The organism is Kingella sp. (in: b-proteobacteria) (genome assembly GCF_030527935.1).
GTDB lineage: Bacteria > Pseudomonadota > Gammaproteobacteria > Burkholderiales > Neisseriaceae > Kingella_B.
The window spans coordinates 135,497-156,341 of record NZ_JAUMZV010000001.1 but is presented as its reverse complement, the minus strand read 5'-3'; the positions used below and the strand labels follow the sequence as shown (position 1 = coordinate 156,341).

23 protein-coding genes are annotated in these 20,845 nt (G+C 53.8%); 12 read left to right on the top strand and 11 right to left on the bottom strand.

Going from position 1 to position 20,845, the window contains the following annotated elements:
• Positions 1-128: 128 nt before the first annotated feature.
• Positions 129-1,100 (bottom strand): class 1 fructose-bisphosphatase, encoded by a 972-nt coding sequence (locus tag Q4A85_RS00890; protein ID WP_303107113.1) that lies wholly within the window; start codon positions 1,098-1,100, stop codon positions 129-131.
• 207 nt (positions 1,101-1,307) lie between these two features.
• Between Q4A85_RS00890 and Q4A85_RS00885 the strand changes: the two genes are divergently transcribed.
• Positions 1,308-3,089, top strand: a complete 1,782-nt coding sequence (locus Q4A85_RS00885) for a 2-isopropylmalate synthase (RefSeq protein WP_303107093.1) — start codon at positions 1,308-1,310, stop codon at positions 3,087-3,089.
• A gap of 83 nt (positions 3,090-3,172) precedes the next feature.
• Here the strand turns inward: Q4A85_RS00885 and menA are convergent, their stop codons facing one another.
• The gene (gene menA / locus Q4A85_RS00880; RefSeq protein WP_303107091.1) at positions 3,173-4,042 is read right to left on the bottom strand and encodes a 1,4-dihydroxy-2-naphthoate octaprenyltransferase; all 870 of its coding nucleotides are present in this window, start codon (positions 4,040-4,042) and stop codon (positions 3,173-3,175) included.
• Positions 4,043-4,391: 349 nt separating this feature from the next.
• Here menA and alr point away from each other — a divergent pair, with 349 nt between their 5' ends.
• A complete protein-coding gene (gene alr / locus Q4A85_RS00875) occupies positions 4,392-5,624 on the top strand; it encodes an alanine racemase (protein WP_303107089.1) in 1,233 nt (410 codons plus the stop codon).
• 69 nt (positions 5,625-5,693) lie between these two features.
• Here the strand turns inward: alr and Q4A85_RS00870 are convergent, their stop codons facing one another.
• Positions 5,694-6,521: a DsbC family protein gene (locus Q4A85_RS00870; protein ID WP_303107087.1), complete on the bottom strand. Its 828-nt coding sequence runs from the start codon at positions 6,519-6,521 to the stop codon at positions 5,694-5,696.
• 495 nt (positions 6,522-7,016) lie between these two features.
• Between Q4A85_RS00870 and Q4A85_RS00865 the strand changes: the two genes are divergently transcribed.
• From Q4A85_RS00865 to mpl, 3 genes are all read left to right on the top strand, one after another.
• Positions 7,017-7,808: a 3'-5' exonuclease gene (locus tag Q4A85_RS00865; RefSeq protein ID WP_303107085.1), complete on the top strand. Its 792-nt coding sequence runs from the start codon at positions 7,017-7,019 to the stop codon at positions 7,806-7,808.
• 139 nt (positions 7,809-7,947) lie between these two features.
• Positions 7,948-8,274 carry a hypothetical protein gene (locus Q4A85_RS00860; RefSeq protein ID WP_303107083.1) on the top strand — a complete coding sequence of 109 codons (327 nt, stop codon included), beginning with the start codon at positions 7,948-7,950 and terminating at the stop codon, positions 8,272-8,274.
• Positions 8,271-9,629: a UDP-N-acetylmuramate:L-alanyl-gamma-D-glutamyl-meso-diaminopimelate ligase gene (mpl, locus tag Q4A85_RS00855; RefSeq protein WP_303107082.1), complete on the top strand. Its 1,359-nt coding sequence runs from the start codon at positions 8,271-8,273 to the stop codon at positions 9,627-9,629. Before Q4A85_RS00860 ends, mpl begins: the two co-directional genes overlap by 4 nt.
• Before the next feature lie 185 nt (positions 9,630-9,814).
• On the opposite strand, the gene Q4A85_RS00850 is transcribed toward mpl, so the two are convergent.
• Positions 9,815-9,955 carry a hypothetical protein gene (locus tag Q4A85_RS00850; protein WP_303107080.1) on the bottom strand — a complete coding sequence of 47 codons (141 nt, stop codon included), beginning with the start codon at positions 9,953-9,955 and terminating at the stop codon, positions 9,815-9,817.
• A 49-nt stretch (positions 9,956-10,004) separates the two neighbouring features.
• Between Q4A85_RS00850 and serS the strand changes: the two genes are divergently transcribed.
• The 3 genes from serS (at position 10,005) to Q4A85_RS00835 (ending at position 12,051) form a co-directional block, all read left to right on the top strand.
• Positions 10,005-11,297 (top strand): serine--tRNA ligase, encoded by a 1,293-nt coding sequence (gene serS / locus Q4A85_RS00845; protein WP_303107079.1) that lies wholly within the window; start codon positions 10,005-10,007, stop codon positions 11,295-11,297.
• A gap of 80 nt (positions 11,298-11,377) precedes the next feature.
• Positions 11,378-11,614 carry a MoaD/ThiS family protein gene (locus Q4A85_RS00840; protein WP_303107077.1) on the top strand — a complete coding sequence of 79 codons (237 nt, stop codon included), beginning with the start codon at positions 11,378-11,380 and terminating at the stop codon, positions 11,612-11,614.
• A gap of 2 nt (positions 11,615-11,616) precedes the next feature.
• Positions 11,617-12,051 (top strand): molybdenum cofactor biosynthesis protein MoaE, encoded by a 435-nt coding sequence (locus Q4A85_RS00835; RefSeq protein WP_303107076.1) that lies wholly within the window; start codon positions 11,617-11,619, stop codon positions 12,049-12,051.
• A 5-nt stretch (positions 12,052-12,056) separates the two neighbouring features.
• Here Q4A85_RS00835 and Q4A85_RS00830 read toward each other — a convergent pair whose 3' ends face one another.
• The 4 genes from Q4A85_RS00830 to Q4A85_RS00815 all read right to left on the bottom strand — a co-directional run bounded on the left by Q4A85_RS00830 (position 12,057) and on the right by Q4A85_RS00815 (position 13,813).
• Complete coding sequence (locus Q4A85_RS00830) at positions 12,057-12,218, bottom strand: hypothetical protein (protein ID WP_303107075.1); 162 nt, start codon at positions 12,216-12,218, stop codon at positions 12,057-12,059.
• A 57-nt stretch (positions 12,219-12,275) separates the two neighbouring features.
• Positions 12,276-12,746 (bottom strand): protein-export chaperone SecB, encoded by a 471-nt coding sequence (gene secB / locus Q4A85_RS00825; protein ID WP_303107074.1) that lies wholly within the window; start codon positions 12,744-12,746, stop codon positions 12,276-12,278.
• Between the two features lie 29 nt (positions 12,747-12,775).
• Complete coding sequence (grxC, locus tag Q4A85_RS00820; protein WP_303107073.1) at positions 12,776-13,036, bottom strand: glutaredoxin 3; 261 nt, start codon at positions 13,034-13,036, stop codon at positions 12,776-12,778.
• A gap of 84 nt (positions 13,037-13,120) precedes the next feature.
• A complete protein-coding gene (locus Q4A85_RS00815) occupies positions 13,121-13,813 on the bottom strand; it encodes an OmpA family protein (protein WP_303107072.1) in 693 nt (230 codons plus the stop codon).
• Between the two features lie 367 nt (positions 13,814-14,180).
• Here Q4A85_RS00815 and Q4A85_RS00810 point away from each other — a divergent pair, with 367 nt between their 5' ends.
• The 3 genes from Q4A85_RS00810 (at position 14,181) to Q4A85_RS00800 (ending at position 16,636) form a co-directional block, all read left to right on the top strand.
• The gene (locus Q4A85_RS00810; RefSeq protein WP_303107071.1) at positions 14,181-15,125 is read left to right on the top strand and encodes a LysR substrate-binding domain-containing protein; all 945 of its coding nucleotides are present in this window, start codon (positions 14,181-14,183) and stop codon (positions 15,123-15,125) included.
• Between the two features lie 190 nt (positions 15,126-15,315).
• The gene (locus Q4A85_RS00805) at positions 15,316-15,501 is read left to right on the top strand and encodes a hypothetical protein (protein ID WP_303107070.1); all 186 of its coding nucleotides are present in this window, start codon (positions 15,316-15,318) and stop codon (positions 15,499-15,501) included.
• Complete coding sequence (locus Q4A85_RS00800) at positions 15,467-16,636, top strand: YihY family inner membrane protein (RefSeq protein WP_303107069.1); 1,170 nt, start codon at positions 15,467-15,469, stop codon at positions 16,634-16,636. Before Q4A85_RS00805 ends, Q4A85_RS00800 begins: the two co-directional genes overlap by 35 nt.
• A 187-nt stretch (positions 16,637-16,823) precedes the next feature.
• Here the strand turns inward: Q4A85_RS00800 and Q4A85_RS00795 are convergent, their stop codons facing one another.
• Positions 16,824-17,183 carry a hypothetical protein gene (locus Q4A85_RS00795; protein ID WP_303107068.1) on the bottom strand — a complete coding sequence of 120 codons (360 nt, stop codon included), beginning with the start codon at positions 17,181-17,183 and terminating at the stop codon, positions 16,824-16,826.
• A gap of 134 nt (positions 17,184-17,317) precedes the next feature.
• A complete protein-coding gene (locus tag Q4A85_RS00790) occupies positions 17,318-19,483 on the bottom strand; it encodes a primosomal protein N' (RefSeq protein WP_303107111.1) in 2,166 nt (721 codons plus the stop codon).
• A 179-nt stretch (positions 19,484-19,662) separates the two neighbouring features.
• Here Q4A85_RS00790 and Q4A85_RS00785 point away from each other — a divergent pair, with 179 nt between their 5' ends.
• Positions 19,663-20,511 carry a DUF1853 family protein gene (locus Q4A85_RS00785; protein WP_303107067.1) on the top strand — a complete coding sequence of 283 codons (849 nt, stop codon included), beginning with the start codon at positions 19,663-19,665 and terminating at the stop codon, positions 20,509-20,511.
• Between the two features lie 92 nt (positions 20,512-20,603).
• On the opposite strand, the gene Q4A85_RS00780 is transcribed toward Q4A85_RS00785, so the two are convergent.
• Positions 20,604-20,807, bottom strand: a complete 204-nt coding sequence (locus Q4A85_RS00780; protein WP_303107066.1) for a hypothetical protein — start codon at positions 20,805-20,807, stop codon at positions 20,604-20,606.
• Positions 20,808-20,845: the final 38 nt, after the last annotated feature.

Genomic DNA, 20,845 nt, shown 5'->3' with positions numbered 1-20,845 from the left:
TCCGCGCTTTTATTTCATAAAATCTGCCTATGAAAATAGTGAATACAGGTTCTAACATTACAAACCGCCATAAAAAAGCCGCGCCTTTTTCGCAGCGTGGCATTATAACCGATTTCAGGCTGCCTTTTTCAGGCTGCGTATAGCTGGTTTACACGTTCCACTTCTTCCTTGCTGCCCAGTATCACGGCAACGCGCTGGTGCAAATCGGTGGGTGGGATGGACAAAATGTCCTGATGGGCGTTGCTGGCTGCGCCGCCTGCTTGGCTAACCAGCAGGCTCATGGGATTGGCTTCATACATCAGGCGCAGTTTGCCTGCTTTGCTGGGGTCGCGGTTGTCTTTTGGGTAGAGAAACACGCCGCCGCGCATCAGGATGCGGTGTACTTCTGCCACCATGCTGGCGACCCAGCGCATATTGTAATTTTTGCCGCGTGTGCCGTCTTTGCCCGCGAGCAGTTCGGCGATGTAGTGCTGTGTAGGGGCTTCCCAATGGCGTTGGTTGGACGCGTTGATGGCAAATTCTGCTGTGTGTTCAGGGATTTGCGGGGTGTGGGTCAGGATAAATTCGTTTTGCGCATTGAGCGTGAAACCGTACACGCCGTGTTTGAATGTGAGCATCAGCAGGGTTTGCACGCCGTATAACACATAGCCTGCGGCAATTTGGGCGTTGCCCTGTTGCAAGAAAGATTCGGTTTTCAGGCTGCCTTGGGGCTTGGGTAAGATGGAAAAAATGGTGCCGATTGAAATGTTTACATCAATATTGGACGAACCGTCTAATGGGTCAAACAACACCAGATGGCTGCCGTTTTCGTTGCAGGCGACAAAGGTGTCTTCTTCTTCGCTGGACAGCCCTGCTACGCTGGGTGTGGCTTGCAGCGCGTCAATCAACAGTTGGTTGGCGAGCACATCCAGATTTTTTTGCGTTTCGCCTTGGATGTTGCCCGTTCCCGCTTCGCCGAGTACGCCAGACAGCGCGCCCAAGCGCACGCGTGCGCTGATTTGGGTGCAGACTTGGACAATGCTGGAAACGGTGGCGATTAAATCGGGCGCAATGGCGTGTTGAGCGGCGTGTTCGCGCAGAAATTGGGTGAGTGTGGTCATGGTTTGGCTCGTGTAGTGAAATGTAGGAAGCGCGAGTATAGCATTTTCAGGCTTCCTTTGGCGGATGAGCATAGGCAGCCTGAAAACCATCAGCACGATAATTTGTCCAAAAACAAACGAGCACGTCAAAAAATCCAAAATGCACTTGCCAATTTGTCCGATTATTGTATAATCTACCCATCTTTACTGCCAATTGGACAAGTCATCATGCAATTAGACATTGACCGCTTAATCGCCTACTTTGGCGGCGTAAATGCGCTTGCCGAAGCCTTAAAACAACAAGACCCCGAAAACGCCGCTTCCACCGCAGCCATTTATAAATGGCGCACACGCGGCTCGTTGCCCTTGCATCAGTTGCAAAAATTAACCGCGCTGGCAGAAACACAAGGTAAACATTTGGATTTAAACGCTTTTATCCAACAACAAGACCAATTAGAGAAACCCACCATGAACACAAGCAACCGCGTCATCATATTCGACACCACCATGCGCGACGGCGAACAATCGCCCGGCGCATCCATGACCAAAGAAGAAAAGCTGCGTTTGGCGCGCCAGTTGGAAAAACTGGGTGTGGACGTGATTGAAGCGGGTTTTGCCGCTGCCAGCGAAGGCGACTGGGAAGCCGTGCACGAAATCGCCAAAACCGTGAAAAATTCCACCGTCTGCTCGTTGTGCCGCGCGGTGGAAAACGACATCCGAAAAGCAGGCGAAGCGCTTGCCCCCGCGCCCAAACGCCGCATCCACACCTTCATCGCCACCAGCCCCATCCACATGGAGCACAAGCTGAAAATGAAGCCGAAGCAAGTAGTGGAAGCCGCGGTGAAAGCGGTGAAAATCGCCAAAGAATATACCGATGACGTGGAATTTTCCGCCGAAGACGCCGTGCGTTCCGAACACGATTTTCTGGTGGAAATTTTCACGGCCGTTATCGAAGCGGGCGCCACCACCATCAACATTCCCGATACCGTGGGCTATTCGATTCCCTCTGCGTGGTATGAACGCATCCGCGCCATCATCAACAGCGTGCCCAACAGCAGTAACGTTGTCTGGTCGAGCCACTGCCACAACGATTTGGGCATGGCGGTAGCGAACTCGCTGGCGGCAATTCAGGCGGGCGCACGCCAAATCGAATGCACCATCAACGGTTTGGGCGAACGTGCGGGCAATGCCAGCCTGGAAGAAATCGTGATGGCGCTGAAAGTGCGGCATGATTTGTTCGGCTTGGAAACCGGCATCGACACTGCACAAATCGTGCCGACTTCCAAACTGGTTTCCACGATTACGGGCTACCCCGTGCAGCCGAACAAGGCGATTGTGGGCGCAAATGCATTCTCGCACGAAAGCGGCATCCATCAAGACGGCGTGCTGAAACACCGCGAAACCTATGAAATCATGTCTGCCGAAAGCGTGGGCTGGTCGGCCAACCGCTTGACTTTGGGCAAACTATCGGGACGCAATGCGTTTAAAACCAAGCTGCAAGAATTGGGCATTGAGTTGGGCAGCGAAGAAGCGTTGAACGCAGCATTTGCGCGGTTTAAAGAGCTGGCAGACAAAAAACGTGAAATTTTTGATGAAGATTTGCACGCGTTGGTTTCAGACGAAATGTCTAATTTGTCACCCGACCGTTATAAATTCATCTCGCAACGCATCGTTACCGAAACGGGCGAACTGCCGATTGCGCAAATTGTGTTTAGCGTGGATGGAGTGGAGAAACGTGCCGAAGCAACAGGTTCAGGCCCTGTGGATGCGGTGTTCAAAGCGATTGAAAGCGTGGCAAACAGCGGCGCAACGCTGGAATTGTATTCGGTGAACGCGATTACCAAAGACACAGAAAGCCAAGGCGAAACCACGGTTCGCTTGTCTAAAAACGGCAAGATTGTGAACGGGCAGGGCGCGGATACCGATGTGTTGATTGCGACCACGCGGGCGTATTTATCGGCGTTGTCTAAATTAGACAAGGACGCGAAAGTGAAAGCGCAGGGGATTTAATCAACAAGGGCAGCCTGAAAATGAGTGATGACATTTTGCTTAGCAAAATTTGTAAACCCATTTTCAGGCTGCCTTTGGTTTTTTTACGTGAGCAACACGCCAATCGCAAACAACGCATTCAGCGCAAAATGCAACATCACCGCCGCGCCCAATTCTGCGCCTGATTCGGCTTCGCTGCGCGCGGCGGACACGCGGCGGGCATGGCGAACCATCATCGGCAGCGCAAGCAGCCACAGCAAACTTTGCCACGCTGCCACGGCATACAGCGCGTAACACGCCAACCCCGCCAGCAGCAATGCGCGATGCATTTTCAGGCTGCCTGAAAAGCCGATTTTGTTTGCCAACGTGTGTTTGCCCGCCGCCCAATCGCTGGATAAATCGCGGATATTATTGATATGCTGCAACACATTTGCCGTCAGCAGCCCGCTCCCCGCTGCGGGCAGCAACACAGCGGCAGGCAGCGTATGCGTTTGCAAATACACATTGCCGCACACGCCCAGCAAACCAAAACTCAAAAACACCGCCACTTCGCCCAAAGCGCGATAGCCATACGGTCGCCGCCCTAACGTATAAGCCAACGCCGTCGCAATTGCCAGCGCGCCCAGCAGCAAAAACACCAGCCAATCGCGCCAACCATGCAGGCACACCCGCAGCAACGCCACGCCGCTTACTGCCACTGCCAGTGCAGTCGCCACCAACCATCGCCGCACCGCCGTCGCACTCAACTGCCCCGAAGCCCCCGCCCGCGTGGGCGCATTTTGGCTGCGATTGGCATCTGTGCCGCACAAGGCATCGCCGTAATCGTTGGCGATATTGGACAAAATTTGCAGCAGCAACACCGTGAGCAGCGACAGCGCAAACGGCGGCCACGCAAACGCGCCCATTGCCGCCGCCAGCACCACGCCCAGCGTGAGCCACAAAGTGCGCGGGCGAATTAGCAGCCACAAAGCCATTATCTGCATTTCTTTTGTATTCCTTTTGCATCAATATGTTACAAGCCGCCTGTTTCTCAGCCGAAATCGCGTTTCAGGCTGCCTTTCAATCATATTTTAGAGAGACCCGCCATGCACGCCGTCTATGTAGCCGCCCAAATCAAAGTCTTGCTCTTCGCTGTCGCAATCTGAAATTGTACTGCCGTTATGCAACAAGCGCGGCGCAATCATCGGTTTCCCCAATCAGCAATCTGCCACCGAATTGCTGCGCGACACCAAAGGCAGCCTGAAAATAGAGCCTAAACTCACATTCCTACTCCTTTTGGTGTACACTTAACATTCTCAACCGTCTAGATAAAAGGAGTTAATCATGGCAACTTTCCGCAGAACCCTTATCGTCGCCGCGCTGGCCAGCGCATTTGTCACGCAAATCGCCCAAGCCGCGCCTGTTTTGGGCGATGGCAATCCCGCCACACCTGAAACCGTTTCCCTGCAAACCGCTAATTCTTGGCTAGAAATTGATGCCGCCGCGTTTGGGCGCAATTTGGAAGCCGTTAAAAAAATGCTGGGCGGGAAGCAAAAAATCTGCGCCGTGATAAAAGGCGATGCCTATGGGCACAGCATTGAATTGTTGATGCCGCAAATTATCAAACACAACATTCCTTGCGTGGGCATCACCAGCAACGATGAAGCCCGCGTGGTGCGCGCCAGCGGCTACAAAGGCACGGTTGCGCGGCTGCGTACCACCACCTTGGGCGAAATCCAAGACGGCTTTCAATACGACATTGAAGAGCTGTTTGGCAACCTAAAAGCCGCCCAGCTTGCCGATGCCACCGCCGCCAAACAAGGCAGAAAACTCAATATTCATCTTGCGCTCAACTCGGGCGGCATGGACAGAAACGGCTTGGCATTGGACACCGAATTGGGCAAAGCCGATGCGCTGGCGATTACCAAGCTGCCGCATTTGAACATTGTCGGCATCATGACGCATTTTCCCGTTGAAGATGCGGCTGATGTGAAAAAAGGCGTGCAACGCTTTGATGAACAAAGCAAATGGCTGATTCAGGCTGCCAAATTAGACCGCAGCAAATTAACCTTGCACACCGCCAATTCGTTTACCACCGTTTCCGTGCCAGAAGGGCGGTTTGATATGGTGCGCCCTGGGGCATTGCTGTATGGCGAGCCGATTGGCGGCAAGCAGTTGGAATATGTGATGGCGTTTAAATCGCGCGTGGGCAGCGTAAACCGCTATCCCAAAGGCTCAACCGTGGGCTACGACCGCACGTTTACGCTCAAACGCGATTCGCGCTTGGCAAATTTGCCGTTTGGCTATTCCGATGGCTATCGCCGCGCGTTCACCAACAAGGGACACGTGTTGATTCGCGGGCATAAAGTGCCTGTGGTGGGCAAAATTTCCATGAACACCACGATGGTGGACGTAACCGATTTCCCTGATATTAAAGTCAATGATGAAGTGGTGATTTTTGGTAAACAGGGCAGGGCGGAAATCAAGCAATCGGAAATTGAAGAGATTACCGATGTGCTGTTTGCCGATGTGTACACCATGTGGGGCAATTCTAATCCGAAAATTTTGAAGAAATAATCAACGCAAAAAGGCAGCCTGAAACGCCACAAACACGTTTTCAGGCTGCCTTTATTATGCGCCAACTGCTTATTTCTGATTGGCTTTAATCACTTCTTCCAGCTGCGGCAACGGCGCAAAGCCGCTTTGCACTTGCCCATTGGGAAACACAATGGTGGGCGTGCCGTTAAAGCCAAAGCTCTCGCCCAGCGCGGTGGTTTCGGCAACGTGGTTTGGGCATTCTGCCACGCTGGCGGGCATTTTGCCTTCGCGCATCCATTCAATCCAAGCTTTGGTGGTGTTGGGCTGGCACATAATTTGCACCGCTTTGCGCGCCGCATCGGGGTGCAGCTGCGGAATCGGCATCATAAAGTTGTAGATGGTGATGTCGGTCATCTTGCCAAATTCGTGTTCCAGCTTTTTGCAGAACGGGCAATCGGGGTCGGAGAATACTGCCACTTGCAGCTTGCCATTGCCGCGCACTTCTTTAATCGCCTTGTCAAACGGCAGCTTGTCGTAATCAATCTTGTTCAACACCGCTTTGCGCTCTTCGGTTAGGCTTTTGCCGTCTTGGGTGGAAATCAAATCGCCCACCAGCATATATTCCGCGCTCGCGTCCACATACACCAAATTCTTGCCGTTTACCACCACTTCATACCAGCCTGCCACGGGCGCGGCGGCGATTTCTTCCACTTTCAATTTACGGTCGGCGTAGCGCGATTCCAGCTTGCTGGTAATCGTTTTGGCGACATCGGCGGGCACATTTTTGGCGGAAACGGCGGCGGCTTCCGCAGGTTTAGCCGCTGCTGATGCTGCTTTGGCGGGCGCAGAAGCGGGTTTGCCATTGGCAACAGGGGCTTCGCCACAAGCGGCGATGGCTAAAACCACCGCAGCGGCAAGGGTTGAACGAAATTTCATATTGCTTTCTCTCGCGTGAATAAAAGTCGCGTAATATAACCAATAAAACAAGCAAATAGCAAATAGATTTGCTCAAAATATCGTTAGAATCGGTCTTCACTATTTGCATGGGTATCTTTAATATGCCCTAAAATGCGGCTACTGCGTTAAAAATGAGCGCAAGGTGTTCAGGTTTTTTGCCTTGTATTCGCGCTAAGAACCCGTATTCGCTATTTCGTAGGTAGATTTTGATGACATAAAAGCGCGGATACAAGGCAAAAAGCACAGCAAGGTTGTATGTACACCTTGCGAGCATTTTTAACGCAGTAGCCGTGTTTTTAGGGCATGAAAGATGCCTATGAAAATAGTGAATACAGGTTCTAAATCTACCTATGCAAAGATAGGTTCTGAAAACCTATTTGAAGCAGCCTGAAAATATGATTGAATACCGCCCAACCGTTTTCAGGCTGCCCCTGATACCGCACAATCCTGTCCAACATCCACAGAAAGCCCATCATGACCCCCATTCTTGTATTTGATATTGAAACCATCCCCGACATCGCCAGCGTTCGCCTGCTCAACGAGCTGCCTGCCAGCCTATCCGACAGCGAAGTCGCCGAATTTGCCTTGCAGCAACGCCGCGCCAAAACGGGCAGCGATTTTATGCCGCATCATTTGCAGCGCATCGTTGCTCTTTCCTGCTGCCTGCGCTGGGGCGACAAAATCCACATCGGCACGCTGGGCAAGCCCAACAGCAATGAAGACGAAATCATCGCCGAATTTTTTAAATTGATTGAAAAATACACGCCGCAGTTGGTGAGCTGGAACGGCGGCGGCTTTGATTTGCCTGTGTTGCATTATCGTACGCTGGTGCATGGCATCGCCGCGCCGCGTTATTGGGACATGGGCGACGGCGATTTTCGCGACAGCCGCGATTTCAAATTCAACAATTACCTGAACCGCTACCACACGCGCCATTGCGATTTGATGGATTTGCTGGCGATGTACACGGGACGCGCCAATGCGCCGCTGGATGAGCTTGCGAAAATGTGCGGCTTTCCTGGTAAGCTCGGCATGGATGGCGGGCAAGTGTGGCAGGCATATCAAAACGGCGAAATTGAAACCATCCGCGATTACTGCGAAACCGATGTGGCGAATACTTATTTGGTGTACCAACGCTTTCGCATGATGACGGGCGCGCTTTCGGGCGATGAATACGAAAACGAAGTGGAAAAGCTGCACGAGTATTTGTTTTCGTTATCGGAAGATAAGGAGCATTGGGGCGTGTTTTTGGATGCTTGGGGGTAGGCAGCCTGAAAAAAACCGTTTGGTGTTGCGCCAAACGGTTTTTTATTGGTTGGATAAGGTTTCAGGCTGCCTATGTTTACCGCATAGGCAGCCTGAAATGTTGTAGGGTGCGACTTTGCTACGCATCGTTTAGCCATGCTTGTGTGATGGTGCGTGGCAAAGCCACATCCCCTACGCGCCGATTATTCTCCGCCAAAGGCAGCCTGAAACGCGGGTGCAATCGTGGCAGCCTGAAAACGCTTGCCCCGCGCCCCCTACGGCTTGCTTGCAAGCCGTGCGCTGGCAAAATAAGCATAGCGGATGGGGCGATTGGGCGTTTCAGGCTGCCTATGTTTACAAGACAAGGCAGCCTGAAATCCATCCTACCGACGCTCTCCCCTTTTCAGGCTGCCTTGTCTTTTGCCCAAGCGAGCCAAGCATTTGCGCTATAATCGCCCCCTTTTGTTCACATCGGCAAACACCATGACCCACATCCACATCATCGGCATCGGCGGCACTTTTATGGGCGGGCTCGCCGCCATCGCCCAGCAGGCAGGCTGCAAGGTAACAGGCTGCGATGCCAAAATATATCCCCCTATGAGCACCCAGCTTGAATCGCTCGGCATCGGCGTGCACGAAGGCTTTGATGCCGCGCAGCTAGACCAGTTCCCCGCCGATGTTTATGTGATTGGCAACGTTGCCAAGCGCGGCATGGAAGTGGTGGAAGCCATTCTCAACCGCAATCTGCCCTATATTTCGGGGCCGCAATGGCTTGCCGAAAACGTGTTGCGCCAGCATTGGGTGCTTGCCGTGGCGGGCACGCACGGTAAAACCACCACCGCGTCCATGCTCGCGTGGGTGCTGGAATACGCGGGCTTGGGCGCGGGCTTTCTGATTGGCGGCATCCCGCAAAACTTCAACGTTTCCGCCCGCCTGCCGCAAAACGAATCGCCCTTTTTCGTGATTGAAGCCGACGAATACGACACCGCCTTTTTTGACAAACGCAGCAAATTCGTCCACTACCGCCCGCGCACCGCCATTCTCAACAATCTGGAATACGACCACGCCGACATCTTCCCCAATCTCGCCGCCATAGAAATCCAGTTCCACCACCTTGTGCGCACCGTGCCCAGCGAAGGCTTAATCGTTGCCAACGCCCATTCAGGCAGCCTGAAAACCGTGTTGGCGCAAGGCTGCTGGACACCCGTCGCCTCCTTTGGCGACAACGCCCATTGGCAAATCGCCAACGTGCAGCCCGACGGCGTGTTTGACGTGCAATATCAAGGCAGTACTGTGGGGCACATCGCATGGGACTTGCTCGGCGACCACAACCGCCTGAACGCCCTAGCCGTGATTGCCGCAGCGCAACACGTCGGCGTGCGCGTAGAACACAGCTGCCAAGCGTTAAGCCAGTTCAAAAACGTCAAACGGCGCATGGAAATCAAAGGCAGCGTGCGCGGCATCACCGTGTACGACGACTTCGCCCACCACCCCACCGCCATCGCCACCACGCTGGCAGGGCTGCGGCAGAAAGTCGGCAGCGCACGCATCATCGCCGTGTTGGAACCGCGCTCCAATACCATGAAGCTCGGCACAATGGCGGATGCGCTGGCAGGCAGCCTGAAAACCGCCGACCAAGTATTCTGCTACGCAGGCGGCGTGGACTGGGACGTAGCCGCCGCGCTCGCCCCGCTGGGCAGCCAAGCCCACATCGGCACGCAGTTGGACGACTTTATCAACCGCATCGCCGCCGCCGCGCAAACAGGCGACCACATCCTAATCATGAGCAACGGCGGCTTCGGCGGGATACATGAGAAGCTGCTGGCGAAATTGGCAGCCTGAAAATCGCCTGCTCTTTCACGCAAAAAAGCCATCTGTTGCCCATCGCGCCACAGCGTTTTCAGGCTGCCTAATCTGGTTTACAGAAATAGGCAGCCTGAAATCTTTGCCCAAGCCCAGAGGCAGCTTGAAAACGAGAAACGCGAGTTTCTGCTAAGCTAAAATCATCGTCCCTTGCTTTTGCCATTTCACGCGTTGCGCCGCGTACCACGCCGTGTAGCCCCACCATGCCAGCCAATCCAAAGGCAGCCTGAAATGGCAAAATAGCGCATTGGCAGCTTGCCGTTTTCAGGCTGCCCCATCGCCCCAAAGGCAGCCTGAAACCCCAATTTAGTTTAAAATACCCATTTTCATAAATTAACAAAACAAGGAAAAACCATGTTAGACATCCAACTACTGCGCAACGATTTGGCAGGCGTGGCGGCGCGATTAGCCACGCGCGGCTTTGCGCTGGACACCGCCGCGTTTGAGCAACTGGAACACCAGCGCAAAACCCTGCAAGTGCAAAGCGAAGAAGCGCAGGCGAAAGTGAACACCTTGTCCAAACAAATTGGCGAGCTGATGAAGCAGGGCAAGCGCGATGAAGCCGAAGCGGTGAAAGCCGAAGTGGCGCAGGTTAAGGCATTGCAAGAGCAGCTCAACCAAGATTTGCCGTGCGTTCAGGCTGCCTTGGATGACTTGCTGTTGCGCATTCCCAACCTGCCGCACGCGAGCGTGCCTGTGGGCAAGGACGAAACGGAAAACGTGGAAGTGCGCAAGGTGGGCACGCCCAAAACCTTTGATTTTGCCGTTAAAGACCATGTGGATTTGGGCGCGGTGTTGGGGCTGGATTTTGAGAAAGCGGCGGAATTGTCGGGTGCGCGGTTTAGCCTGATGAAAGGCAAAGTGGCGCGGCTGCATCGTGCGCTGGCGCAGTTTATGCTAGACACGCACACGCAACAGCACGGCTACACCGAATGCTACACGCCGTATATCGTGAGCGATGCCGCGCTGCTGGGTACAGGGCAGTTGCCCAAGTTCGCCGAGGATTTGTTCCACGTTACGCGCGGCGGCGATGAAAGCAAGTTGTCGCAATACCTGATTCCCACGGCGGAGGTTACGCTGACCAACATCGTGCGCGACGAGATTGTGGCGGAGAAGGATTTGCCATTGAAGTTTACCGCGCATTCGCCTTGTTTCCGCAGTGAAGCAGGTTCGCACGGCAAAGACACGCGCGGGCTTATCCGCCAGCATCAGTTTGACAAAGTGGAAATGGTGCAAGTGGTGCAGCCTGAAAACTCGTATGCCGCGCTGGAAGAGATGGTGTCGCACGCAGAAAACATTTTGAAGCTGCTGGAACTGCCCTATCGCGTGATTACGCTGTGTACGGGCGACATGGGCTTTGGCGCGGCGAAAACCTATGATTTGGAAGTGTGGGTGCCCGCGCAAAACACCTACCGCGAGATTTCAAGCTGCTCCAACTGCGAGGATTTTCAAGCGCGGCGCATGAAAGCGCGCTTTAAAGGCGAAGACTGCAAAAACCGCCTGCTGCACACGCTCAACGGTTCGGGCTTGGCGGTGGGACGCACGCTGGTTGCCGTGCTGGAAAACCATCAAAATGCCGATGGCAGCATCAATATTCCGCCCGCGTTGCGCCCGTATCTGGGCGGTTTGGAAAAACTAGAACCTTAAAACACGTTAATCAAACCCCAAAGGCAGCCTGAAAAAGGATTTACCCCGTTTTCAGGCTGCCTTATCCCTGCATTAAAATCATGAAAAACATCACCTTACTCTATTTCGCCGCCCTGCGCGAAGCCACAGGCAAAGACCAAGAAAACTACGCCACCGCCGCCCACACCATCGCCGAACTCTATGCCGAGCTGCAACAGCGTTACACCTTTCCCGCCGTGCCACTACGCGCCGCCCGCAACCACGTTTTCTGCGATTGGCACGAAGCCATCGCCGAGCAAGACATCATCGCGTTTATCCCGCCCGTGGCAGGAGGCTAGCCATGTTTGCCCTGACCGACCAGCCCATCAACGTCCGCGCTCTGCGCGAGCAACTCACGCAAAACGAACGCTGCGGCGCGTTCAACAGCTTTGAAGGCTGGGTGCGCCGCCACAACGACGGCAAAACCGTGGATTACTTGGTGTACACCGCCTACGCCCAACTGGCGCAAAGCCAAGGCGAAGCCATCATCGCCCAAGCCAAGCAACGCTTTGCCATTGAAGACGCAGTTTGCGTGCACCGCGTGGGCAAACTTGCCATCGGCGAAATCGCCGTATTCGTGGGCGTGAGCGCAGCACACCGCGATGCCGCCTTTGCCGCCTGCCGCTTTATCATCGACACCGTTAAAGCCGAAGTGCCCATCTGGAAACAAGAGTTCTACACCGACGGCAGCGCAGAACAACCCCCCGCATGGTTGGCAAACGCCGAAGCGTTATAGTCGTTTCACACAGTCTTATACAAGGCGGTGAGCCGCAGATAGTACAAGTAGTACAGCAAGGCGAGCCAACGCTGTATAAGGCTGTGTGGAACGACTATAAAATGATTTTCAGGCTGCCTAAGTGTGAATAGGCAGCCTGAAAACAGCATAGCAAACACATCAGCCACAAAAAGGCAGCCTGAAAACGCCATTTCACGTTTTCAGGCTGCCTTATCTTAACCGCATCAAGCCGCAGCTTGCTCTTCTTGCGCTTGGTTAAACATCGCTTCAAAGTTAATTGGCGCAAGCAACACAGGTGGGAAGCCCGCGCGCGTAACCGTTGAAGAAACCACTTCGCGCGCATAAGGGAACAAAATGTTCGGGCAAGCCACGCCCAGCAAAATGTTCACATCCGATTCAGGAATGTTTTCCAAACGGAAAATCCCCGCTTGGCTCACTTCGTTCAAAAACACCACGCGGTTATCCGCCAATTTAGCGGTAACAGTAACCGTAACCACGCATTCATAAAAGTTCTCTTCAATTTTCGAAGCGGTAGTATTGATGCGCATATCCACTTCGGGCGTTTCTTGTTCCAAGAAAATTTTGGGTGCGTGTGGCACTTCCAAAGACAAATCTTTCACATACAATTTTTCTACGCTAAACACAGGTTGCGCAGATGCAGTTTCTTGTTGTGGAGCAGGATTTTGTTCACTCATGATGATTCCTTTGTGAGGGGGTTAAAAAATTATTCAGCTTGGAGCAAAGGCAGCAAATCACCTTTTTGATGCAAAGCATACAAATCAGTAAAACCACCTATGTGGGTTTTACCAATAAAAATTTGTGGCACAGAGCGCAAACCTGTTAATTGTTGCATTTGGGCAAAATCAGCAGGCGAGCGGCTAACGTTGATTTCTTCAATTTCATTCACGCCGACTTGTTTTAACAACTGCTTTGCCATTGTGCAATAAGGGCAAAATGTGCCTGTGTACAAGGTTACTTGCTGCATCGCGTTCTTTCGTTTTTCAAATTGCAAAAACTGGATTCTTAAAAAAGATTTAAGAATCCAGTTTCAAATCATTTTAACAACCGATTATTGCGCAGCAGGAGCGGGAGCAGCCACTTCGCGTTGAACTTCGCGTGTTACCAAAGATTCAACTTGAATATCTACGCGACGGTCAGGCTCAATACATGCGATAAGTGCTGAACGTTTTTTAGCTTTGGATACTTTTTTACCCAATTTAGCCACTTCTGCTTGACATTGTTCAGTCATGCGAGCTTGGCTTTCGCCCAAGCCAACAGCAGAAACGCGGTCAGCGGGAACGCCTTGTTGTACCAAGTAGTTGGCCACAGTAGTAGCACGACGCTCAGACAATGCTTGGTTGTATTGTTCTGAACCCATAAAGTCAGTATTACCTTCAACGCGCACAGATTGTACGTTGCTTTGAGACAATTTAGCTGACAAGTCGTTCAGAGTAGTGATGGCTTCTGGACGCAAGTTAGATTTGTCAAAGCCGAATAGGAATTCAGATTGCAAAGAAATGGTTTCGTTTACTCGGTCAGTAACGGTTTGAGGAACAGGTGCTTCTGGGGCTTTATCGCCACATTCAACCAAGCCGTTAGTGGCTTTGTCTAAATAGGTGTTTTCCCAGCATTCGCCGTAGTTGTTGCGAACAACTTCGCCTGAACCTTGGCTGGTGGTGTAACCGTGCACTTCGTGTGCCATTGCACCTGTGGAAGCCATTAGGGCTACGATTAATGCGCTCAATTTGATTTGTTTAGTCATGTTATTCCCTCATCAAGAAAATGATTTTGGCAGGTTTTGTGTTTGCCACGTTGAGATTTCAGGCTGTTGCTTGAATGAAACTTCGGCGCGAACCCAAATTTTTACCAATGCTTACTATAAGAATTTGGGGCTGTCCTGTCAATGTTTTTTGCGTTTGACTGGTTGCGCGTTGCGGTTTAACGATACCCAAGTATCTGTTCTTTGTCATATATTTTTGTGTTTATGGGGTGGTGTAGTTGCATAAATGCAACAAGATGGTGTGGTTTTTTTGCTGCTGGGGCGGGGTTAGGCGGTGGTGTGGGGCTTGTTTTTGCGTTGTATTGGGGGGCGTGTTACATTTGTGTGTTTTTGTTTTTGGAATGATGTGATGAAGTTGCAGCAGTTGCGTTATGCGGTGGAGGTGTTTCGCCATAATTTGAATGTGTCGGAGGCGGCGGAGGCGTTGTTTACTTCGCAACCTGGGGTGTCTAAGCAGATTCGGTTGTTGGAAGATGAGCTGGGGGTGCAGATTTTTATTCGTAGCGGCAAGCGGATTGTGGCGGTTACGCAGGTGGGGGTGGCGATTTTGGAGACGGCGGAGCAGGTGTTGCGGGGGGTGCGCAATATTAAGAATATTGGTGGGGAGTTTGCGAAAACGGAGAGTGGGTCGTTTACGGTGGGGGCGACGCATGATTTGTTGCGTTTCAGGCTGCCTAGTGTGTTGGCGGGGTTTCGGGATTTGTTTCCTGATGTGCGGTTGGTGTTGAAGCAGGGAAGTCCTGCGGAGTTGATGGGGATGGTGTTTAATGGGGAAGTGGATTTGGCTTTGACGATGGATGCGGCGGGGGATTGGGGGGATTTGCGTGGTTTGCCGTTTGGGGAGTGGCGGTATGTGTTGGTGTTGCCGCGTGGGCATGAGTTGGCGGAAAGAGGAGCTATTTCGTTGGCGGATTTGGCTTCGTTGCCGCTTTTGACTTATGGTTTTGCGTTTGAAGCGGGGGCTTTGGCGGCGCGGGCGTTTGCGCGGGCGCGGTTGTCTTGGCATACGGTGTTTGAGTCGGATGATGGTGCGGTGTTGTTGGATTATGTGCGCTTGGGGCTGGGGGCGGGGTTGATTGATGGAGCGGGGTTTGATGGGGAGCGGTATGGGGATTTGGTGGCGGTGGATGTGGGGCATTTGTTTGAGCTGGGGGAATATAAGGTGGTGGTGCGCTCGGATGGGGTGTTGCGTGGTTTTGCTTATGATTTTATGGGCTTGCTGAATGGGAATTTGACGCGGGAGCGGGTGAATCGGTTGTTGTTTGCACCTGCGGTGGAAGATTTTTCTATTTAGTTGAAGTAAGAACCTGTATTCACTATTTGTATAGGCAGATTTTATGACATAAAAGCGCGGATACAAGGCAAAAAGCACAGCAAGGTTGGACACCTTGCGAGCATTTTTAACGCTGTAGCCGCGGTTTTAGGGTGTAAAAGATGCCTATGAAAATAGTGAATACAGGTTCTAAGGCAGCCTGAAATGGGGAATGGGGCGTTTCAGGCTGCCTTACTGGTATGAATGGATACTTTATATATATATATATGTGTGTTTTCAGGCTGCTTGTGTGATGGGCAGCCTGAATTGTGTGGATTGGATTGACGATGTTGGAGAGCAAGGGTGTGAGCCGCTGGCGGGTGATGGGGTTTGCACGGTTTTTGTGGCGGCGGTTTAATGAAGTGGATGTGTTGCAAGCGGCGGGGAGTTTGACGTTTACCACGCTGTTGGCGTTGGTGCCGATTTTGACGGTGCTGTTGGTGGTGGTTACGGTGTTTCCGCTGTTTGGGGATATGGTGAATGCGTTTATGCTGTTTTTGAATCGGACGATTGTGCCCAGCGGGGTGTCGGCGGTGGTGGATTATTTGAATGAATTTAAATTGCAGGCGGGGCGTTTGACGACTTTGGGGGTGGGGATTATGGTGGTTACGGTGTTGATGATGGTGAACACGGTGGAGCAGACGTTTAATCAGATTTGGCGGGTGCAACAGCGGCGGTCTTGGTGGGTGCGTTTGCCGGTGTATTTGGTGCTGGTGGTGCTGGTGCCTGCGGTGGTGGGGGTGAGCGTGTCGCTGTCAACGAATTTGTTGTTTTTTGGTGCGGCGCAAAGCCCTGCTTGGTTTTCAGGCAGCCTGAAAGTGGTGCATCAGGTGTTGTTGGATATGCTGGCGTTGACTTTGGTGTTTCGGGTTACGCCCAGTTGTTATGTGCCGATGCGGCACGCTGTGCTGGGAGCGGGGCTAACGGCGGCGTTGTTGGAAGTGGCGAAGTGGGGCTTTGGGGTGTATTTGCGCCATTTTCATAGCTATGAGCTGGTGTATGGTGCGTTTGCGATTGTGCCGATTTTTTTGATTTGGCTGCACGTTTTGTGGACGATTGTGTTGGGCGGGGCGTTGTTTACGGCGTGTTGCAATTATTGGCAGGGCAATGCGTTTTTGCGCACGCACACGGCGCATACGGTGTTGGATGATGTGTTGGCGTTGCTGCTGCTTTTGGCGCGAGAGAATCGGGTGTTGACGCTGCGTGATTTTCGCCAGCAGTTGAATGTGGGCTATGACCGCGCGGAATGGTTGCTGCTGCGCTTGGAGCATTTGGGCTATGTGGCGCGGTGTTCGCGTGGCTGGGCGTTGTGCCGCACGCCTGATGAGATTGGGCTGGGGGATTTGTTTCGGGCGTTTGTGTTTGATGTGGACAATAGCGTGTGCGCGGATGAAGGGCTGGATGGCTTGATGCGCGGGTGTATGGCGGGATTGCGGGGGAGCTTGGGGGATGTGTTGCGCGGGCGGGATGAACAGCGGGATAAGGCAGCCTGAAAATGGGTTGGGGCTTTGTGGTTTATCGTTTTCAGGCTGCCTTGGATGATTATGGCAGCCTTAAATGGAGTTTGGCGAAGCGGAAATGAGATTGCTGTTGTTGCGTCATCCTGTTTTCAGGCTGCCTTGAATTTACTGATAGCCGTACACAAAAAATCCTGCCGATGGAGCAGGATTTTTGTTTGGGTTAAACCAGATTTTTATCTACGGCAAACATCATTTGGCGGCAGAGCGATACATTGGCGCTTTTGCGGTTTACGGCAAGGTAGATAAACATATTGCGGTGTTGTTTAACGGGGCAGAGAAAATGATATTGGCTGGTGGTGGTTATCATGATGTCGTTGATTTCATCGTCCATTTCCAGCTTTTGCATGGTTTTGATTTTGGCGCGCATCACTTCGCTGCCGCGCGCCGCCACCACTTCCAAATCAAAAGCGGGGTCGTTGCTGCCTGATGCCATGAGCATTCCACTCTCAAAATCCACGATTGCTGCGGCAATCGCGCCTTTGAGCGTAAGCATTTTATCAACGAAGCGTTGTAGGTTCATTATGGGTTCTTTCTAAATCTGTTGTGCTAGTTGGCTGGACAATCGGAAATGGCGGGCATTTTATCATTTTATGTAAAGGAAAGGTATAGGGCTGATGTTTTCAGGCTGCCAAAATGTTGAATGTTAACAGCCCCCTACATCTCCTGCGTATCCACATCTATATGCCAGCGCACATTGCCGCTTTTGTATTGCGCTAACACTTGTTCCCATTGGGCGAGCGCGTGGTGTAGGGCTTTGCGGCTGGGGCTTTCTAGGAACACTTGGGCGCGTTCGCGTTCGGCTAGGCGCGCCATTTGCATGGGGACGGCACCAAATTGGTGGACGTTGTCGGGCAGCATGGGGGCGATGCAGTCGCGGATGTCGTTGAGAAACTGGCTGGCTTCGGCTTGGCTGGGGGCATCGGCGCGGATGGCAGCCTGAAAACCGTAGGGTGGCAGGGCGAAGAGTTCGCGTTGGGCAAGTTCGTGGTCGGCGAAGAGTGGGTAGTTTTGCGCTTGCACGGCGGCGAACACGGGGTGTTCGGGCAGGCGGGTTTGGATGAGCACGCGCCCTGCGGTTTCGGCGCGCCCTGCGCGTCCTGATACTTGCATCAGCTCGGCGAACAGCCGCTCGGGGGCGCGAAAATCGCTGGAAAACAGCGAGCCATCGGCGTTTAGGATGATAACAAGGTTGAGCCGCGCGAAGTCGTGCCCTTTGGCGAGCATTTGCGTGCCGACCAATATATCAATTTCGCCTGCGTGGATGGCGGCATAGAGTTCGCTCCAATCGCGCTGGTGGCTGGTGCTGTCTCTGTCCACGCGGGCGATTTGGGCTTGCGGCAGGGCGGCGCGTAGGGTGTCTTCTATGCGCTGCGTGCCTTGTCCGATGGCGGTTAAATCTTGGTTGCCGCAGTCGGGGCAGGCGATGGGGATGGGCAGCCTGAAATCGCAATGGTGGCAGCGCAACTGGCGGGCGCGTTGGTGCAACACCATTTTGGCGGAGCAATGGGGGCAGCCGAAGGTGTGCCCGCAGTCGCCGCAGAATAGGGCGGGGGCGAAGCCACGGCGGTTAAGGTACACCAGCGACATCCCGCCTTGGGCGTGGTTGTCGTGCAGCATTTTGAGCGCGAGCGGGGAAATGCCGTTGTTGAGCGTGGTGGGGCGGATGTCTAATAGCTGGATGTGCGGGAGCTGGGCGCGGGGGTTGGCGCGGTGGGGCAGGGTGAGCAGGCGGTATGCGCCTGTTTGCGCTTTGTGCCAGCTTTCTAGGCTGGGGGTCGCGCTGCCGAGCACAATGGGGCAGGCGGCTTGCTGGGCGCGCCAGATGGCTAAATCGCGGGCGTGGTAGCGCAGTTCGTTGTCTTGTTTAAACGAAGCGTCGTGTTCTTCGTCCACCACAATCAGGGCTAAATCGGGCAGCGGGGTGAACACGGCTAGGCGCGTGCCGATGATGAGCTTGGCTTGCCCGAGCATGGCGCGCAGGTAATCTTGGCTGCGCTTGCCTGCGGCGGTTTGGCTGTGCAATACGGCGGTGGGCAGGCTGGGGAAGCGGTTGGCAACACGCTGCAAAAGCTGGGGGGTCAGGTTGATTTCGGGCAGCAGCAGCAACACTTGCTTGCCTTGCGCGAGCGCGGTTGCCATGGCATCAAAATAGACTTCGGTTTTGCCGCTGCCTGTGATGCCGTACAGCAAAAAGGGCTGAAATTGCCCCAAGGCAGCCTGAATTTGGTGAGACGCGGTTTGCTGCTCGGGGTTGAGCGTGTGGGCGGATTTTGCGATTTCAGGCTGCCCTTGCGTGCTGATGGTAAGCCAGTTTTGCGCGGCGTATTCGTTAATCAGATGGGCGGCTTGCGGATGGATTTTTTTCAGCGCGGGCAGGTTTAGGCAGCCTGAAAACAGGGCTTGCCACAGGGCGCGTTGTTTGTGCGAACGCGCGGGCGGCTCAGGCTGCTGTTTGCCTAATTCGTTGAGCGTGTAAAAGGTTTCAGGCTGCGGGATTTTGGCGGATTGGTTTTCGCGCAGGGCTTGCGGCAGCGCGGTGAACGCGGTTTGCCCGATGGGGTAATGGTAATAACGCGCGGCAAACTCAATCAGCGCGAGCCAGCTTTCGGGCAGCGGCGGCTCGTCCGACAACACTTGTTGCACGGCGCGGATTTTGTGCGCGGCGATTTCAGGCTGCGTTTCGCTGCCCCACACAATGCCCGCCAGCGTTTTGTTGATAAACGGCACCAGCACGCGCGTGCCGCGTGGCAGCGGCGTGGGGTGGGAATAAGTGAGCAAACCAAGCGGCGTGTTGAGCGCGATTTTCAGATAGCAAGGCATTTTCAGGCTGCGGTAAACAAGAAAACGCAGATTATGGCATAAATCTGCCGCGCTACCTTGCTGCGCCATCCGCAGCAAAAGTGAAATGGCATAGGCAGCCTGAAACAAAGTTCCGCCAAGCCCCATCCGCGTTATACTTGCCCGCTTGCAAACAATAAAACCATCCCAAGGACAACCCCATGAACTACGCCCAAGATGCCCTATGGTGGCGGCTTGCCCACCCCACTATCCGCGACCTAGCCAGCCTGCTCACCGCCCCGCCGCTGTGGCACACAGGCTGCGAATTGCCCACGCGCGAATTGCTCGGCGAACACGGTTTCAGGCTGCTGCTGCAATGGGACGAACAATGGCAGCGCGACCCGCAAAGGCAGCCTGAAAAACTAACCCGCAACCGCTATGCACTCGGCAAATACGCCGAAGACCTGCTTGCCTACTGGTTCACCCACGTCCCACACGCCAAGCTGCTCGCCGCCAATCTGCCCGTTTACAACCATGATGCGGATGGCAACAGTACGCTGGGCGAAATAGACTACATCGTAGAGCTCAACGGCACGCCCTACCACCTAGAACTCGCCTGCAAATACCACGGCAGCGCAACAGGCGAACAGATGGCAGGGCTCAACCCGCGCGACACCCTAGCCCGCAAGCAACGCAAGCTACAACGCCAACTCGCCCTACTCGCCAGCCCCCAAGCCCAAGCAACCCTGCGCCAACACAACATCGCCTCTGAACCCATCCGCAGCGCCAGCATCGTACGCGGCATCGGCTTCACCGCTACAGGCAAGCTGCCACCCCCCTTCCCGCCGCAAGCATGGAGCGGCATCTGGACAACCACCGCCCACATCCTGCCCGAACACGCCCGCTACTACCGCCTAAACCGCACCGAATACCTAGCCCCCGCCCGCATCACACAGCCCGAAACCATCAGCCGCAGCCAAATCACCCCCGCCGCGCTGTACGCCCAAGTCGCCCCCCGCCCCGATGGCTACTGGCACGAAGAATTGCGAGTGATGGTGGTGGCAGAGTAGGGCAGGTTGGCTTGCGAACACGATTTCAGGCTGCAACCTAGGCATAAAGCCCAAAAGCAGCCTGAAAAGCCCAATCCCCTAATCCGCTATTTTTATTTTGCCAGCGCACGGCTTGCAAGCAAGCCGTAGGAACGCGGGGCAAGCGTTTTCAGGCTGCCACGATTGCACCCGCGTTTCAGGCAGCCTTGAAACCATCCCATCCACGCCATCCCGCCATCGCCAGCCACACAAAAGGCAGCCTGAAAACAAGAAATGCCGTCATTCCCGCGCAGGCGGGAATCTCGTCCAATATTCATAAATTTATGAAAAAACAACCCATTGTGTGAATTTAACC